Annotated in this window: 9 protein-coding genes; all 9 read left to right on the top strand. The window is 41.5% G+C overall.

Annotation, left to right across the window (positions count from 1 at the left end; translation table 11 throughout):
* Positions 1-2 precede the first annotated feature (2 nt).
* The 9 genes from GEZ89_RS04015 (at position 3) to GEZ89_RS09685 (ending at position 17,885) form a co-directional block, all read left to right on the top strand.
* Entirely contained in the window at positions 3-341 is a 339-nt protein-coding gene (locus GEZ89_RS04015) for a hypothetical protein (protein ID WP_153225051.1), read from the top strand.
* A gap of 339 nt (positions 342-680) precedes the next feature.
* Entirely contained in the window at positions 681-4,685 is a 4,005-nt protein-coding gene (locus GEZ89_RS04010; protein WP_153225050.1) for an RHS repeat-associated core domain-containing protein, read from the top strand.
* A 10-nt stretch (positions 4,686-4,695) separates the two neighbouring features.
* Positions 4,696-5,190, top strand: coding sequence for a hypothetical protein (locus GEZ89_RS04005; RefSeq protein WP_000037407.1), 495 nt, complete (start codon positions 4,696-4,698; stop codon positions 5,188-5,190).
* Positions 5,191-5,685: 495 nt separating this feature from the next.
* Positions 5,686-7,428 carry an RHS repeat-associated core domain-containing protein gene (locus GEZ89_RS04000; protein WP_322741479.1) on the top strand — a complete coding sequence of 581 codons (1,743 nt, stop codon included), beginning with the start codon at positions 5,686-5,688 and terminating at the stop codon, positions 7,426-7,428.
* 18 nt (positions 7,429-7,446) lie between these two features.
* A complete protein-coding gene (locus GEZ89_RS03995; protein ID WP_153225048.1) occupies positions 7,447-8,070 on the top strand; it encodes a TipC family immunity protein in 624 nt (207 codons plus the stop codon).
* Between the two features lie 259 nt (positions 8,071-8,329).
* The gene (locus GEZ89_RS03990) at positions 8,330-8,587 is read left to right on the top strand and encodes a hypothetical protein (RefSeq protein ID WP_194251828.1); all 258 of its coding nucleotides are present in this window, start codon (positions 8,330-8,332) and stop codon (positions 8,585-8,587) included.
* A 144-nt stretch (positions 8,588-8,731) separates the two neighbouring features.
* Positions 8,732-10,573 carry a translational GTPase TypA gene (gene typA, locus GEZ89_RS03985; RefSeq protein ID WP_153225046.1) on the top strand — a complete coding sequence of 614 codons (1,842 nt, stop codon included), beginning with the start codon at positions 8,732-8,734 and terminating at the stop codon, positions 10,571-10,573.
* A gap of 19 nt (positions 10,574-10,592) precedes the next feature.
* Positions 10,593-10,838: a DUF3165 family protein gene (locus GEZ89_RS03980; protein ID WP_045763157.1), complete on the top strand. Its 246-nt coding sequence runs from the start codon at positions 10,593-10,595 to the stop codon at positions 10,836-10,838.
* A 366-nt stretch (positions 10,839-11,204) separates the two neighbouring features.
* Positions 11,205-17,885, top strand: a complete 6,681-nt coding sequence (locus GEZ89_RS09685; protein ID WP_228113865.1) for a G5 domain-containing protein — start codon at positions 11,205-11,207, stop codon at positions 17,883-17,885.
* The last annotated feature ends 13 nt before the right edge of the window (positions 17,886-17,898 follow it).

Genomic DNA, 17,898 nt, shown 5'->3' with positions numbered 1-17,898 from the left:
TCATGCCATTTACATTTAATCATTCTTTTTTTTCCTATCCACAACAATTAAAAGATTTAGTTTCTAAAGGTATCGTTGATTTTGGTGTTTGGTACTTGATGAACGATGAAGAAACGGTTAGGAGATTTAGAGGTCTTCAAACAAGATATCCTGAGCGAACATTATATCCATTTGCAAGGAGAGGTGATAATGATGATATCGCCTGTTTTGAAGATGTTGATAGTACTCTAGTGCATATAATTCATGACTTTGCTGATTCAGGATGGGAACAAAGGGAAGTTCTACCTAATATTGATGCATGGTTAGAATACATTGAGGAGTGTAATCTTCAAGACGGATAATAATTTAAGAATTATTTGAGCTATAAGAATATTATTCCAATTTAGACCTGTTTTGGATATACAAGAATAGCGTACATATAGGATTTTATGATTTAAAGTCAGAAATAGAAGTCACTATTACTGAAATTCTGCAATAAGTTACCGTCAAAGAACATTTAGACCTCATTACCCAGATTACAGGCGGAGTGGGATTTGAGAACTAAGAAAAAATAATTACAAAGTGAAGTTGAGATGATGCGGTCTCAACTTCATTTTCAAATAGTAAGCAAAATAGTGAGGTTTAACTTAAGATAATGTGTAGGTGGAGAGACTCAGTATGCCTATGACGCTACAGGTAGCTTGGCAAAAGAAACAGATGCCAACGGTCATAGTACCAACTATGTCAATGACCTTTATGGTCGTGTGACCAAACGCACCTTACCAAATGAGGCGGCTTACACCTACGCCTATGATGCCTTGGGACGTCTCACCAAGCAAACAGGTCCACAGGGACTATCGAAAACCTATAGCTATGATGTGTCTGGGAACTTGGTACAGGAGACAGACCAATCTGATCGAAGCAATCACTATAGCTATGACAAGGTTGGCCGTCTCTTAACGGCTAAGAACGCCCTTGACCTTGAAACCAAGTATAGCTACGATGAAGCGGGGAATCTAGCTAAACTGACCAAGCCGTCAGGTGCTACAACCACTTTTGACTATACGACCCTCGATCAACTCAAAACGATCAAAACGCCAACTGGTCGAACAGTGGAGTCAAGCTATGACCCAGTCGGTCAGGTAACCAAACGAACCATCAATGGCAAGCGCGAAACGACCTATACCTATGATCCGAACGGTAATCTCCTTGAGGAGACGAATCCTCTCGGTCAAGTAACCAAGCGGACCTATGATAGCCTCAATCGCCTCACCTCAGAAAGCGATACGGCAGGCCAGTGGACTAAGTATGGCTATGACCACGATAACCATCTCACGAAAATCACAGATGAAGCTGGCGGCGTCGCAAGTATGACCTATGATGCCAATGGCAACCTCACCAGTGTCACATCCGGAAGCAAGCGTGTCAAGACCTACACCTATGACCTAAAGGATCAGTTGCTTACAGCGACACAAGGAAGTGGAGAGAAGGCTTCTACCTCTAGCTATACCTACGACAGTGTGGGCAATGTCACTTCGGTTACGAATGGAAATGGCAAGGTCACAAGATACAGTTATGACCAGCTTTCCAATCTAGTGGAGCGCATGAACAGTCTAGGAGATAAGGAGACCTATACCTACAATGTCAATAACCAGCTCGAAAAAGTAACCAAGTCCGATGGGAAAACCATCAGCTATGATTACAACAAGCTGGATCAACTGCTCAAGGTGGAGTACTCTGAAAAGCAAGATGGTCAAGTCCTCTATACCTATGATGCGGACGGCCGTCGGGTGTCTATGAGTGACCTGACAGGAACTAGTCAGTACGCGACCAACGAAGAAGGCGAGATCACGGGTGTTCGTCAGGGAGATGGTAGCCTGATTCAGTACGAGTATGATGCCTATGGCAATATCTCGAAGATGATTTACCCAGATGGTAGCACAGTCTCTTATACTTACGATGAACTGGATCGTCTCACTTCCGTGACAGATGTCAAGGGACAACAGACCACTTATAGCTACAACCCAGCAGGGGATCTGACGGAAGTTAATCGAGGAGATGGAACCAAGAGCTTCTTGACCTATGACAAGGCTCACCGCCTCACCGAACTCCGTCACATGGACAAGCAGGACAAACTCATCTCCAGCTACGGCTATGAGTATGATGATGGTGGCTATATCGCCAAGGAAACCATCAAGCAGGATGGCGAAACCCTAGTCCATACCTATACTTACGATACTCTGGGTCAAGTGGAAAATATGACCGTATCGGATGCATCTGGTAAGGAACTCTCCAAGCTCTCTTACACCTATGACCTAGCCGGCAATAAATTGACCAGCAACGAGACAGTCGATGGTAAGGAGAGCCAGACACGCTTTACCTATGATGACCATAACCGCTTGACCAAACTAGAAGGTCCAGATGGCACTATCACCTATACCTACGACAAGAATGGCAATCGCATCGCTTCTGAGAAGAACTCAGAGAAGCTAGACTATATCTACGATACAGAGAACCGCTTGCTTGCGATCAAGGACAAGAAGGGTCTTCTCATGGCTGCACTATACGATGGGGATGACAACCGTGTCTTCACTGCCAGTCGCAAGGAAGGCAAGAACACTTATCAACTCTTCCAACGCAAGCCAAAGGAAAGCAAGTCAGGTCGTAAGTCGCCATATACAGCCCCAAGTGGGGAAGAAAACTCCCTCTTCTGGTATGGCTTTAGTCAGAATGTCCTCCAAGCTCTATCCACCCTACCACAGACAGTAGGAAGCATCTGGCACAGTATCTTTGACGATGTGTCGAGAGCCTATCACCAGAAAGTGGCTAAGGATCGAGCAAGTAAGGAAGGGATCGTGGTCAACCCACCAGAACTCGGTAACTTACCGGGTCAGGGAGAAGTGACCTATGCCAGTCAGGTTCAGGATGTCCTGATCCCTTACACCACACGAGAGGATACCTACAACTACTACGAGGAACGCAACTATGTCAACGATGTCAATCGTGAACATACAGAAGTCCTCGAAACCTATGATCATGATGGCAAGGCTCGTGTGACCTATAGCTATGGTCAGGGTCGAGCTAGCTACCTCAACAACCAAACAGGTGACAGCTACAACTATTTGACCAACCAATCAGGCTCTGTGACAGGTTTGACCAAGGATGGACAAGCCGTCGCATCCAGTCGCTATAACCTCTATGGAGCAAGAAAGACAAGCACAGATACAACAGGGAATCCATTCGCCTATAACGGCGAAGCCCGTGACGATACTGGACTTGACTATTTACGCGCAAGGTATTATGATAGTCAGGGAGGTACTTTCTTAACCGAGGATAGCTACCCAGGTGAGGAAACAGACCCTCTCAGCCAGAACCGTTACAGCTATGTGCAGAACAACCCCGTCAACTATACCGACCCGAGTGGGCACTTCTGGAACAGTATCAAAAAAGGCTGGAACTATGTTAAGTCAGGTCTTAATTGGGCTGGCAGACAAATTAGTAGAGGCGTTAATTGGGTTGGCAGACAGATTAGTAGAGGCGTTAATTGGGTTGGCAGACAGATTGATAGAGGCGTTAACTGGGTTGGCAGACAGATTGATAGAGGCATTAACTGGGTTGGTAGACAGATTGATAGAGGTGTTAACTGGGTTGGCAGACAGTGGAATAAGGTTCAAACGACCTACAATAGTACAGTCGATTATGTTCAAACGAAATACCAGCAAGCACAAGCTCGTATTCAAGAACTACACTATCAAGCAATTCGTACTGCCTATGCTGTGGCAATAGGATTTAAGGCCTCCCCTACAATCCGAGAAGGCATGAATCTCCTCCGAAACTGGGGAACAGCCTTGCAGAATACCTTAAAACATGTCTGTGATCCAAAAACAACTGGTGCCTCCGATAAGGGAGAAAATAAAGTTCCATCTGTCGCAGACTTTAGAAAGTATGAAGATGCGGCAAGACATGGACTTAGACCGGATCAGAAAGAGCGAATTGATAGGATGACATTAGAGGAGTATCTAAAGGCTCCCCCAATGACTCCTGAGGAAAATGCCTATGCCTCTAATGTAAAATTTGCGAAGTTTAACCAAGAAAATAAAGCTAAACTTCCAACTTTAGCAGCTGAATTCATAGGCTGGAATAATGGAGAACGTTTAGTTACAGGGAAAGATCCACTAACGGGCGAAGACGCAAATCGTTGGGCGGCAGGTGCAGAGTTAGCTGTTGATATTGCAAGTAATTTCTTTCCTATAGCTAAGGCTGGCAAATTAAGGAAACTTGAAAAAGCACTCGATGCAGTAGACGCAGTCAATGATGCTTCAAAAGCTACAAAGGCAGCTGATAAAGCTAAAGATGCTTCGAAAGCTGCAAAGGCAGCGGACAAGGCATCAGACGCTGCTCGTGTGGCGGATAAAGTAGATGATGTCAAAGATGTTAATAAAATTCCTCAATATGTTGAAGATACTATTTCACAGATTAAAAACAATAAGGGTAATCCACCAGATGGATTTAAAGGAGGAAAAGTTTATAAAAATGAGCCTTTAGATGGTGAAGAACTCCTTCCCGATGGAATTACTTATAAAGAGTACGATGTTCATCCATATCAAAAAGGAGTGCCAAGAGGAATGGAAAGAATTGTTATAGGTGAAGATGGATCCATATGGTATACTCAAGATCACTATCAAACTTTTATAAGAATAAAATAAGGGGAATATAATGTCAAAGAAATTTAATAATAGAACATTTAGAAAGATAGAAGAAATTTATAGCGTTTATTTACCTGACGAATTTAAAAAAGTTTATGGAAATATGGAGGAACTTCCTGAAAACTGGTATGATTGGAGTGATTTTTCACCTCAGAATGTTAAGGTGTTGAGTAATTATATACAAGTAATAAAAGAAAATATAGCAGAAGAAATAGAATATGTTGATTGGAGCGATAATTGGGGAGAAGCTCCAAGTAATTTAGAACTTACAAAAGGAGAAATACTAAGTCGTTTAATGAATTCCCCAACATTATTGCCCATTTTTGGTCATAGGTATATTGCATCATGTAATACTCCAATTTCGCCTGTATTTTCAATTGTTGGTTCAGATATCATTTATTATTCAAAAAGCCTAACTGATTATTTTCATGGAATCACAGTAAGCAGAGAGACAAATCTATCTAATTTACCCCAAATTCCTTTTTGGTCCGATATTGCACAGTGATAAAGGTTAGATGAGAATACTAGGTTAAGAGAAAAATTACAACAAGTATATTTCAAAACTTTTCACCATTATCAAGTAATTGGTATTAATTTTGGGATAGATGTAATTTCTGAGAAATTTCCTCTTATTTTCAAGTTGGAAAAGTGATTGTTATTTAGTATCTGAGACTATAGGAATTTAATTATTTATTTAAGTTAATAAATTGAAAAGTTCTCAGAAATAATTTGCTTAGAATGTTTTTGAAAAACTTAAAAAGAGAAATTAAATTACATGATTATCTTAACTAGAATCGTACTAATTGTTTAAATTAACCTCTTCTGTTGTGATAGAAACATGCAAAGACTCTCGAGGAAGGATTTCTTCGAGAGTTTTATGTTACATCTATGACTTAAAGGATCAGTTGCTTACAGTGACTAAGGAGGGAATCGTTGTCAACCCACCAGAACTCGGTAACCTACCGGATCAGGGAGAAGTGACCTATGCCAGTTGGGCTCTGTGACAGGTTTGACCAAGGATGGACAAGCCGTCTCATCCAGTCGCTATCATCTCTATGGGGCAAGAAAGACAAGCACAGACACGACAGGAAATCCCTTTGCCTATAACGGCGAAGCCCGTGATGATACTGGACTTGACTATTTACGCGCAAGGTATTATGATAGTCAGGGAGGTACTTTCTTAACCGAGGATAGCTACCCAGGGGAGGAAACAGACCCTCTCAGCCAGAACCGCTACAGCTATGTGCAGAACAACCCTGTCAACTATACCGACCCGAGTGGGCACTTCTGGAACAGTATCAAAAAAGGCTGGAACTATGTTAAGTCAGGTCTTAATTGGGCTGGCAAACAAATTAGTAGAGGCGTTAATTGGGTTGGCAGACAGATTAGTAGAGGCGTTAATTGGGTTGGCAGACAGATTGATAGAGGCATTAACTGGGTTGGCAGACAGATTGATAGAGGTGTTAACTGGGTCAGCACCCAATTCAATCGCGCATCGAATTGGCTTGGCAGACAGTGGAATAAGGTTCAAACGGCCTACAATAGTACAGTCGATTATGTTCAAACGAAATACCAGCAAGCACAAGCTCGTATTCAAGAACTACACTATCAAGCAATTCGTACTGCCTATGCTGTGGCAATAGGATTTAAGGCCTCCCCTACAATCCGAGAAGGCAAGAACCTTCTTCGTAACTGGAATCCGGCTCTACTGAACACATTGAAGCATATATGTGATCCAAAAACGACTAAGGCTTCAGATAGGGCAGGAAATAAGGTCAACTCGGTTGATGATTATAGTGTTTCAGCATATGAGTTTAAACAAAACCTTAAAAAACAATATGGTTTTGATGAAGAAACTTCAGATTTATTGTGGAAATTATATAAAAACATTGAAAAAACAGAAGGTGGAAATACTGATTATATCTATAATCGTTTAGTAGGTGGGGTGACATATAACAACTCTAACTGGAGTAACTTTAAATGGAATAACACTGCTGGTAGTATTGGAGATATTAGGTCTGAATTAGATAAATATGGTATTAAAGATTCACAAGCTGAAAAATTGATTTACAACATAAGGATTCAGTACTATATGTCCTCAGGTAGCTATGGAGAAGCTTCTACTTTGTCTTCAATGAACTATGAAGCATTCAAATTAACTGCTAGTAAAAGTTATCCTGGTGTTGATTTTGACACATTATGGAATAGTAACTATTCTAAATACAGTGGTAAAACAGACTTTGCTCATCAAAGTATTACCACAGCAACTCATTTGTATGATAAGCCTGCACCAGCAGATGTTTATGGTATCTTTATGGGAGGTACAAGTGCCTTAGCAGGTTGGCGAGGAGATGTCACAAAAGATGCGGAAGACAAACCTAGCTTAGGAAATGATGATTACAAAGCAGATTTAGATACAGTTAATATCACTTCGATCATGCAAAAAAATAAAGTTGATTACATTTCTGCAAGTAATTTGTACTATGACGGTATATCTTCGGGGTCTTACACTCGAGCAAATGCTTTTAAAGAAAATGTTAGTCTAGATTATGTAAAAAAAGCAGTATATAATAGTTTAGTTCCAAGTAAAGTGGTAGATTTAGGTCCGAATATCCAATCCTATAGTGGTAGACGAACGGATGCAGAATCCATGGAATACTTGAAGAAAAACTATCCAGATTCTTATAATTTTATTCGAAGTTTAGAAGAGGGTAAAAATGATTTGCAAGATTATATTGATTAACAAGAAAGAGGTCGCAAAATGAATAAAAAAATGTTTTATAGCTTATCTATAGGGGCGTTTTTAATCATGCTACTACCGCTCGCTTTCATTTTTTTAAAGCCACGATATAGTAATGTTTTTGAAGAAATTTATCATGACGAGTACCATCATGCTACAACTTCTTTTTTACGTACGAATTCTACTTTAAATAGAATACCTGAGATGGAAGTAAATAAAACAGGCGGGCTGCTTTACGGTTCAATTTCAGAAAAGTATCGTTCAGAAGTCTTACCTACAGGAGTTGAGAGTATTTCGTACAGTTTTTATTATCCAGATGGTAAACTAGATAGTGGGAGAATGTCTATAGACTTTCTATTCATGCATAGTAGTGGAGTGATTATAGATATATATTATAAGTATAATCACGAATCTGATAAATTGGTTCAGTCTCTAAACATTATTGATGAAAAAAGGTTGACAGACCTCAATCAAATTATGGAGTATGTAAAGGAGAAAAAAATTAATCTTTCACCATACTTTACTACAAGTGAGGAATTGTTACGAAATAAGATTATTCCAGACTGGCTTTCCGTCTATCCTAGTCAATTTTCAGTTGAAAATTGGGGTAATGTAAAGATGATTAGGGAAAACGAAACAGATTAACAAAAAGTCCCACTTCATGCTCTATGATGTCGTTTTAGCACGTTAGTTCAAAGATAGTAATCAGGGTTAATCAGTTGACAGTCTTGGAGATGTAGAGATTGTGCCGCTCAGTTTTTCTGAATAGATTAACCGATTTTTAGGCTCTCAGTATTTAGTTGCTGGCTATCTTCTGTTGTAATACAAACATGCAAAAACTCTCGAGGAAGGATTTCTGATTTCTTCGAGAGTTTTATGCTACACCTATGACCTAAAGGATCAGTTGCTTACAGCGACGCAAGGAAGTGGAGAGAAGGCTTCCACCTCTAGCTATACGGGGATTACTTCGGTTACGAATGGCAATGGCAAGGTCACAAGCTACAGCTATGACCAACTTTTCAATCTAGTGGAACGCATGACCAGTCTTGGAGATAAGGAGACCTATACCTATAATGTCAATAACCAGCTCGAAAAAGTAACCAAGTCCGATGGGAAAACCATCAGCTGTATTAGTTTTCGTAACATTAGTACATTATTTTAAGATGCCTTTTCAACTGTATTTCAATTTATAAAGAATAATGATCTTTTGAAAACATTTACACTTACTTGAATTAAGTCATTTGCTCAAAATTGTGGTATAATCGTTCAGTTAGAAAATAAATTTTTGAATACAATAGAGGAAATCATGACAAAATTAAGAGAAGATATCCGTAATATCGCGATTATCGCCCACGTCGACCACGGTAAAACTACCCTCGTTGACGAATTGTTGAAACAATCTGAAACTCTTGACGCGCGTACAGAGTTAGCTGAGCGTGCAATGGACTCAAACGATATTGAGAAAGAGCGTGGAATCACCATCCTTGCGAAAAATACAGCAGTTGCCTACAACGGAACTCGTATCAACATCATGGACACACCAGGACACGCGGACTTCGGTGGAGAAGTTGAGCGTATCATGAAAATGGTTGACGGTGTTGTTTTGGTCGTAGATGCTTACGAAGGAACTATGCCACAGACTCGTTTTGTATTGAAAAAGGCCTTGGAACAAGACCTTGTGCCTATCGTTGTGGTTAACAAAATTGATAAGCCATCAGCTCGTCCAGCAGAAGTAGTAGATGAAGTCTTGGAACTTTTCATCGAGCTTGGTGCGGATGATGATCAGCTTGACTTCCCAGTTGTTTATGCATCAGCGATCAACGGAACATCTTCATTGTCAGATGATCCAGCAGACCAAGAAAAGACTATGGCGCCAATCTTTGATACCATTATTGACCACATTCCAGCTCCAATCGATAACTCGGATGAGCCACTTCAATTCCAAGTGTCACTTTTGGACTATAATGACTTCGTAGGACGTATCGGTATCGGACGTATCTTCCGTGGTACAGTTAAGGTTGGAGACCAAGTTACCCTTTCTAAACTTGACGGTACAACTAAAAACTTCCGAGTTACAAAACTCTTTGGTTTCTTTGGTTTGGAACGTCGTGAAATCCAAGAAGCCAAAGCTGGTGACTTGATTGCCGTATCAGGTATGGAAGATATCTTTGTCGGTGAAACCATCACTCCAACAGACGCAGTTGAAGCTCTTCCAATCTTACACATCGATGAACCAACTCTTCAAATGACCTTCTTGGTCAACAACTCACCATTTGCTGGTAAAGAAGGTAAATGGGTAACTTCTCGTAAGGTAGAAGAGCGCCTTCAAGCAGAATTGCAAACAGACGTTTCTCTTCGTGTTGATCCAACTGATTCACCAGATAAATGGACTGTATCAGGACGTGGGGAATTACACTTGTCAATCCTTATCGAAACAATGCGTCGTGAGGGTTATGAGCTTCAAGTATCTCGTCCAGAAGTTATCGTAAAAGAAATCGATGGTGTTAAATGTGAGCCATTTGAACGTGTTCAAATCGACACTCCAGAAGAATACCAAGGATCTGTTATCCAAAGTCTTTCTGAACGTAAAGGTGAAATGTTGGATATGATTTCAACTGGTAATGGTCAAACTCGTTTGGTCTTCCTAGTTCCAGCCCGTGGTTTGATTGGATACTCAACTGAGTTCTTGTCAATGACTCGTGGTTACGGTATCATGAACCATACCTTCGACCAATACTTGCCATTGATTCCAGGTGAAATCGGTGGACGTCACCGTGGTGCCCTTGTTTCTATCGATACTGGTAAGGCAACAACCTACTCTATCATGTCTATCGAAGAACGTGGAACAATCTTTGTTAACCCAGGAACTGAAGTTTACGAAGGTATGATTATCGGTGAAAATTCTCGTGAAAATGACCTGACTGTTAACATCACGAAAGCAAAACAAATGACCAACGTTCGTTCAGCAACTAAGGACCAAACAGCGGTTATCAAGACTCCTCGTATCTTGACTCTTGAAGAATCACTCGAGTTCTTGAACGACGATGAATACATGGAAGTAACGCCTGAATCTATTCGTTTGCGTAAACAAATCCTTAACAAGGCAGAGCGTGAGAAAGCAAACAAAAAGAAAAAATCAGCTGAATAAGAGCTAGAAAGAGCAGAAAATGGTCTATTTAATCATAGGGATTTTATTACTCTTACTCTACATCTTTGCGACACCTCAAAGTATCAAGGGAACAGTTAATATTGTAATTCTTGTTTTTGGTCTCGTTTCCCTCGTGATTTTGCTTATGTTGTCCATCCTACAAATCTTTCAGCTACCAACAGAATTCTTTATCACAGTAGCCATGCTGGTCCTCACTTACTTTAGTTTGCGAGATATCTCCCTAATGTCGGTGAAAAAGAGATAGGTAAGTGGCTCTGGGGTTCTACTAGGATTCGGTAAATATTTTGATAAAAACAACCACCACAAGTGAAGTCAGTAAAACTGAGTTTACTTGTGGTTTTTGCTTTGTAGAATCTAGAAATTTAGGCTCTTTAAGCTTCATCGGCCTCCTACTTTCATTCACTAGATTTTTATTAAGTAGCAGATAATAGAAGAACTTCTGGGAGGAAATTACGTTCTTACTGTGAATGTTTACAAAGAATAAGGATACTTTTCTTTAAAAATTGGATAAAGAAGCTAACCATAGCAATTTTATTATTCAAATCCTTTGTAGACGTTTACTATTTTTGATATACTGGGAAAAGGAATAGATACGAAATTGGAGTTTGTCATGAAGAAACATCATTTTAAAGCAAAACAACGCTTTTCTTTGAGAAAGTATGCAGTAGGAACTTGTTCCGTCTTATTGGGAACGAGTTTGTTTTTTGTAGGCACAGGTGGAAATGCCGTGCTTGCAGAGGAAAGAATTCCTCAGCTAGTGTCACACTATGTGGAAGATAAAGATCTTCCTGAATCTTTGAAGGCTGAACTACGTTGGTTTGAAGAGAATGCTATCCAAGTGGAGGAAGGTAAGGATTATTACTTCGTCTACCGTAAGTCTGCTACTAAGTTACCTGATACTGGCTTGTTTTCAAATGCTATCCTACCTGTCTTAGGTACAGGTATCTTGTTAGTTTCGCTCACTCTCATTAAAAAGAGAAAAGGAGCCTCTCTCTTTCTAGTGACAGTTTTGGCTGTAGGTGGTACTGCACTATCAGTTTCTGCCTTGGAGAACTTAGTAGAGCTTCGTCCAGCTCTTGTCAAAACAGTTGCAGGAGAATTTTTGCCTAGACCAGAAAGGATCGAGGGGTATGAATTTACAGGCTATTATTTTGTAAGCGGGAATGGAGAAGTTTCTAGAAATGAAAATACAAAACCTCATTCTCCACAAGCAGATAAGGTAGAATCCACCTCAATTCCAAGTGAAGGTGTCCCAAGTTTAGAAGAGGTGAAGCCAGAGCTTGAAGTTGCGACAGAGACCATCGCCTATGACACTCTTTATCAGGACGATCCAGACTTGCTTAAGGGTCAAACCCGTGTCATTCAAGCAGGGGTTGCAGGTGAGCGCACTATTTTAACCGAGGTGAGGACTGTAGATGGCAAGGAAACCCGTAAAGTAGTTTCTAATGAAGTTACGACCGCACCCGTTACCGAAATTATCGCAGTAGGCACTAAGGTAGAATCCACCTCAATCCCAAGTGAGGGAACACCAAGCTTGGTCGAGGTGAAACCAGAGCTAGAGGTCACGACAGAAGCCGTTGCTTATGATACTATTCATCAGGACGATCCAGACTTGCTTATGGGCCGAACTCGTGTTGTCCGAGCAGGGGTTGCAGGCGAGCGCACTATCTTAACAGAAGTGACGACTGTAGATGGCAAGGAAGACCGCCAAGTCAAATCCAATACTGTGACTTTGGATCCAATTTCCGAAATCATAGCAGTAGGCACTAAGGTAGAATCTACCTCAATCCCAAGTGAAGGTGCACCAAGTCTTGTTGAAGATAAACCAGAATTGGAAGTTACGACAGAAGCCGTTGCCTATGAAACTATTCATCAGGACGATCCAGACTTGCTTAAGGGTGAAACCCGTGTCATCAGAGCAGGAGTAGCCGGTGAGCGTGCCATCTTAACTGAGGTGACAACTGTCGATGGCAAGGAAACTCGCAAACTGGTTTCTAATGAAATAACAACCGCGCCCGTTACCGAAATTATCGCAGTAGGCACTAAGGTAGAGTCCACTTCAATTCCAAGTGAAGGTACTCCAAGTCTTGTCGAAGATAAACCAGAATTGGAAGTTACGACAGAAGCAGTTGCCTATGACACTCTTCATCAGGAAGATCCAGACTTGCTTCAGGGTCAAACTCGCCTTATCCAAGCAGGCGTTGCAGGTGAGCGTACTATTTTAACGGAAGTGACGACAGTCGATGGCAAGGAAGACCGCCAGGTCAAATCCAATACTGTAACTGTGGAGCCAGTTACCGAAATTATCGCAGTAGGCACTAAGGTAGAATCCACCTCAATTCCAAGTGAAGGTACTTCAAGCTTGGTCGAGGTTAAGCCAGAGTTAGAGGTGACGACAGAATCCGTTGCTTATGACACAATTCATCAGGACGATCCAGACTTACTTAAGGGTCAAACTCGTGTTGTTCGAGCAGGCGTCGCAGGTGAGCGCACGATCTTAACGGAAGTGACGACTGTAGATGGCAAGGAAGTCCGCCAGGTCAAATCCAATACTGTAACCTTAGAACCAGTTACCGAAATCATAGCAGTAGGCACTAAGGTAGAATCCACCTCAATTCCAAGTGAAGGTGCTCCGAGCTTGGTCGAGGAGAAGCCGGAGCTTGAAGTTACGACAGAAGCCATTGCCTATGACACTATTCATCAGGACGATCCAGACTTGCTTAAGGGTGAAACTCGCCTTATCCGATCAGGCCTAGCAGGTGAGCGTACTATTTTAACGGAAGTGACGACTGTGGCTGGCAAAGAAGTCCGCCAAGTCAAATCCAATACTGTGACTTTGGAGCCAATTTCCGAAATCATAGCAGTAGGCACTAAGGTAGAGTCCACCTCAACTCCAAGTGAAGGTACTCCAAGCTTGGTCCAAGTGAAGCCAGAGCTTGAAGTTGCGACAGAAACCGTTGCTTACGATACTATTCATCAGGATGATCCGGACTTGCTTAAGGGTCAAAACCGCGTCCTTCGAGCGGGAGTCTCAGGCGAGCGCACTATCTTAACGGAAGTCACGACTGTAGATGGTAAGGAGGTCCGTCAAGTCAAATTCAATACTGTGACTTTGGAGCCAATTTCCGAAATTATCGCAGTAGGCACTAAGGTAGAATCCACTTCAATTCCAAGTGAAGGTACTCCAAGTTTGGAAGAGGTGAAGCCAGAGCTTGAAGTTACGACAGAAGTCATTGCCTATGACACTATTCATCAGGACGATCCAGACTTGCTTAAGGGCCAAACCCGTGTCATCCGAGCAGGCGTAGCAGGTGAGCGTACTATTTTAACGGAAGTGACGACTGTAGATGGCAAGGAAGTTCGCCAAGTCAAATCCAACACTGTAACCTTAGAACCAGTTACCGAAATCATAGCAGTAGGCACTAAGGTAGAATCCACTTCAACTCCACGTGAAGGTACACCAAGCTTGGTCCAAGAGAATCCAGAGCTTGAAGTTGCGACAGAAAACGTTGCTTATGATACTATTCATCAGGAAGATCCGGACTTGCTTAAGGGTGAAACCCGCCTTATCCGAGCAGGCGTTGCAGGCGAGCGCACGATTTTAACGGAAGTGACGATTGTCGATGGCAAGGAGGTCCGTCAAGTCAAGTCCAACACTGTAACCTTAGAACCAGTTACCGAAATTATCGCAGTAGGTACTAAGGTAGAATCCACCTCAACCCCAAGTGAATGTTCTCCAAGCTTGGTCCAAGAGAAGCCAGAGCTTGAAGTTACGACAGAATCCGTTGCCTATGATACAATACATCATGAAGATCCAGACTTGCTTAAGGGTCAAACCCGCCTTATCCGAGCAGGCGTTGCAGGCGAGCGCACTATTTTAACGGAAGTCACGACTGTAGATGGCAAGGAAGACCGCCAAGTCAAATCCAACACTGTAACCTTGGCGCCAGTTACCGAAATCATCGCAGTAGGCACTAAGGTAGAATCGACCTCAATTCCAAGTGAAGGTTCTCCAAGCTTGGTCGAGGAGAAGCCAGATCTTGAAGTAACGACAGAATCCGTTGCTTATGACACTATTCATCAGGAAGATCCAGACTTGCTTAAGGGTCAAACCCGTGTCATCAGAGTAGGAGTAGCCGGCGAGCGTACTATTTTAACCGAGGTTACGAGTGTAGATGGCAAGGAAAATCGCAAGCAGGTCTCTAATGAAATAACAACAGCCCCGATTCCAGAAATCATCCTTGTAGGGACCAAAAAAGAGCCTCTGCCTTTACCACAACCAAAAGTTGAAACCCAAACAATCCCCTACAAAATAATTTATCAAGCAGATGACAGTCAAGAGGTCGGTTCTAGAAAAACGAAAACACATGGTGTCAATGGACAAGTAGAAACCACTACCCGATATACAAGAGATCAAACAAGTGGCCAGATTGCAGAGTCTAGTACATCAAAAACCTTGGTGGAAAAGGTAGATGAGATTATTCTAGTTGGAAGCAAACCAAGTGTGGAAATGAAGGTTATCACCAATAAAACGATATATGAAGCGGACCCTGCGCTTCCTTATCAAACAGAAAAAGTTGCTGTTTCAGGTAAGGAAGGAAGCGAAAAAACGACTACCACCTATCAAGTAGATGCTCAGACAGGTCAGGTTACAGAAAGAGAACACCAAAAAGAAGTAACAGCTCCGATTGATAAGGTAGTGAAGGTCGGAAATGTCCAGACTATTGTGACCCCAATTCCAATCAAGGAGGAACGTCGTCAGGATCCAACACTTGATAAGGATTTTGAAAAAGTAGAAAGCCAGGGCGAGCCTGGCGAGACCACCACTACCAGAGTCTATGAAGTAAATTCTCAAACAGGTGAATTGCTATCACACACGGAAACAAGTACTGTGACAAAAGCAATGAAGCCAAAGATCATCTTGGTGGGAAGCAAAGAAAACAAACCTCATCTTCTTCCAGTGAATACGGAGTTGGAAAATGCCATTGATGTAAGACCGGCTAGCCAAGGAATGAAGGCTGTAGATTTGCTTTCCAATCCTTACGTGACAAATGCCCTCAGACCAAATATTCTGGGACGGGATGTAATTAGTAAGAAGATTGAACTCAAAAAAACTAATCCTACTATTACAGATGAAGAGGTTAAAGAAGTCCTTCGCAAAGAATATCTAGAGAGATTATCTATTAAAGATACGCTTGAAGAAACGAAAAAGACCCTAGATACAGACCTTAAAAAAGTTGTAGCCCATACCTTGAGTGTACTCGGAAACACAGCAGAAACCAGAGCCAAGGTTCAGGCAGATTTAGAAGCTAATAAGGAAAAGATTCTCCTAGGTTTAACCTATATCAATCGTTTCTACAATATTGATTTTGGCAAAACCAACATCCGTGATATTCTTGCCTACAATCCAAGCTCTTTTGGCAAGAAGGTGACGTCATTAGAATGGCTAACATCTCTAGGTTCAATGAGCTATGATGAGATGAAGCTGGTCAATAGTCCACGAACATTTGAAACATACTTTGGAAAAGTAACAGATAAGTCAAGCCTATTAGACTTCCTTGACTATAACCGAACAACCTTTACAAACATGGATGGCGATACTTGGTTGAAGGATGCTACAAAAGCCATCGTTGTTGAGAAGCAATCTAAAGAAAAAACAGACGAAAATGTAAGTCTCTACACGAAGTTGACCTCTGATCCTGCCAAGTATGGAGCAGAACCTCAACAGATTGATAATCGCAAACAATATAACATGGCTACCCTTCTAGGACTAGTGAATATCAAGGAACCAAGCGTTTATGCCATTACAAATATGGCAACCGTTTCTTACGGAAATATCGGAACTTATATGGATACCTCACTGGCTCAGAGCAATCCTGCTCAATATAAGGCTGAATTGGAAAAAGTGAAGGCTTTGGTTGAATTGACAGCTGAGCGTCAGGCTGCTTATGTTGATACGCTTTATAGAATCACTAAAAAAGACAATCAATCAAAACTAGTAACCAACCGTTTGATTGTGGATACTATGAAAAAGTATACTAGTAAGCAAAATGTAGGCATCAAGGAAACCTGGTCCAAGGAGTTTGGTCCAGAGGCGGATAAGGGAGTCAAGGACTTCATGTCTCCGTTAGGCATGTATTCTCCGCCTCAATCAGTAGGTGCTGAGGCTAATGGGGCTGGTGTTCGCTACTTTATTGATAGGGTTTTGGACGATCGAGGGTCAGCAACCTATTCTCATGAAATGACTCACTTGTTGGATCGTACAGTTCTCTTTAACAATTATGGTCGACGAGATGGTACAGGGGCAGAATTCTATGCACGTGGAATCTTTGAAAACTCCTACACTCCTGAAACGGATAGCTACTTTAACTTGAACTTTGTTTATGATGAGAGTGACAAAGACAGTTTCTACAACAAGACACCAGAGCGCTTTAAATCAGCCGCAGATTTGAAAGAATATATGCACGGTAGTTTCGATGTTCTCTATACTTTAGATTATCTAGAAGCTGAGGCGAGTCGAGGATTATCAGCAACGGATAAGGCAGTCTACTTCAAGCAACTCTTACCAAGTGCGACAAGTGGTTCAAGAACACCTGTTCCTTATCCAAATCCATCGGTCAAACCAACTCACCAGAGTGAGGAAATCAAGGCCTTGACCGAGGCAGATGCTAGCAAGCTAGGCGATGTTCATAGTTTGATTGACAATCACATCGTGGTAAATCGCTATATCATTAAAGGATTTACGGCTACAGGGAAAGTAGATGCCAATGGTTATTATACCGTTGATATGTTTGATACGATTTATGGTGTCAACGAAAATGATAAGGGGATGAGTGGCGATATCAGCTTTAGAAAACAAGCCTTTGAACTCATGGCAGGTCTTGGTTACTACGAAGGATTCGTTCCTTATGTCTCTAATCAATACAAGCAAGATGCAGAAAAAGAGAATCGTCCCTTGTCAGACCAGTACATCTTTGAAAAGATCTTAGCTGGTAAGACCTATGCTCAATTTAAGAAGGAACAAATGGATGAACGGATTGCTAATATCAGTAAGTTAAAACCGATTACCATTGACTACAAAGGTAAGCAAGAACTGATTTCTAGTCCTGAAAGAATGAAGCAATTGATGGAAGAAGCGGTAAAAGAAGAACTTGCTCAGATTAAAGTAGGAAATATCAGCCAAAAACAATACCGATTTATTGAAACTCCTGTTCAGACGTTGAAAAAAGCTATATACAAGGCATATCTCAAGGAATCAAATGAGTTTAGAAATTCCATCTATACTTCTTAAGGGAAAGATAAGT

The sequence above is a fragment of the Streptococcus mitis genome (assembly GCF_009496285.1).
Classification (GTDB): domain Bacteria; phylum Bacillota; class Bacilli; order Lactobacillales; family Streptococcaceae; genus Streptococcus; species Streptococcus mitis_BP.
The sequence above is the reverse complement of the archived record's forward strand: the minus strand, read 5'-3'. Positions and strand labels throughout refer to the sequence as shown.

Coding starts and splice junctions, on each gene's coding strand:
- GEZ89_RS04015 (WP_153225051.1), top strand. CDS start 3: ATGCCATTTACATTTAATCATTCTTTTTTTTCCTATCCACAACAATTA.
- GEZ89_RS04005 (WP_000037407.1), top strand. CDS start 4,696: ATGTCAAAGAAATTTAATAATAGAACATTTAGAAAGATAGAAGAAATT.
- GEZ89_RS03980 (WP_045763157.1), top strand. CDS start 10,593: ATGGTCTATTTAATCATAGGGATTTTATTACTCTTACTCTACATCTTT.
- typA (WP_153225046.1), top strand. CDS start 8,732: ATGACAAAATTAAGAGAAGATATCCGTAATATCGCGATTATCGCCCAC.
- GEZ89_RS09685 (WP_228113865.1), top strand. CDS start 11,205: ATGAAGAAACATCATTTTAAAGCAAAACAACGCTTTTCTTTGAGAAAG.
- GEZ89_RS03995 (WP_153225048.1), top strand. CDS start 7,447: ATGAATAAAAAAATGTTTTATAGCTTATCTATAGGGGCGTTTTTAATC.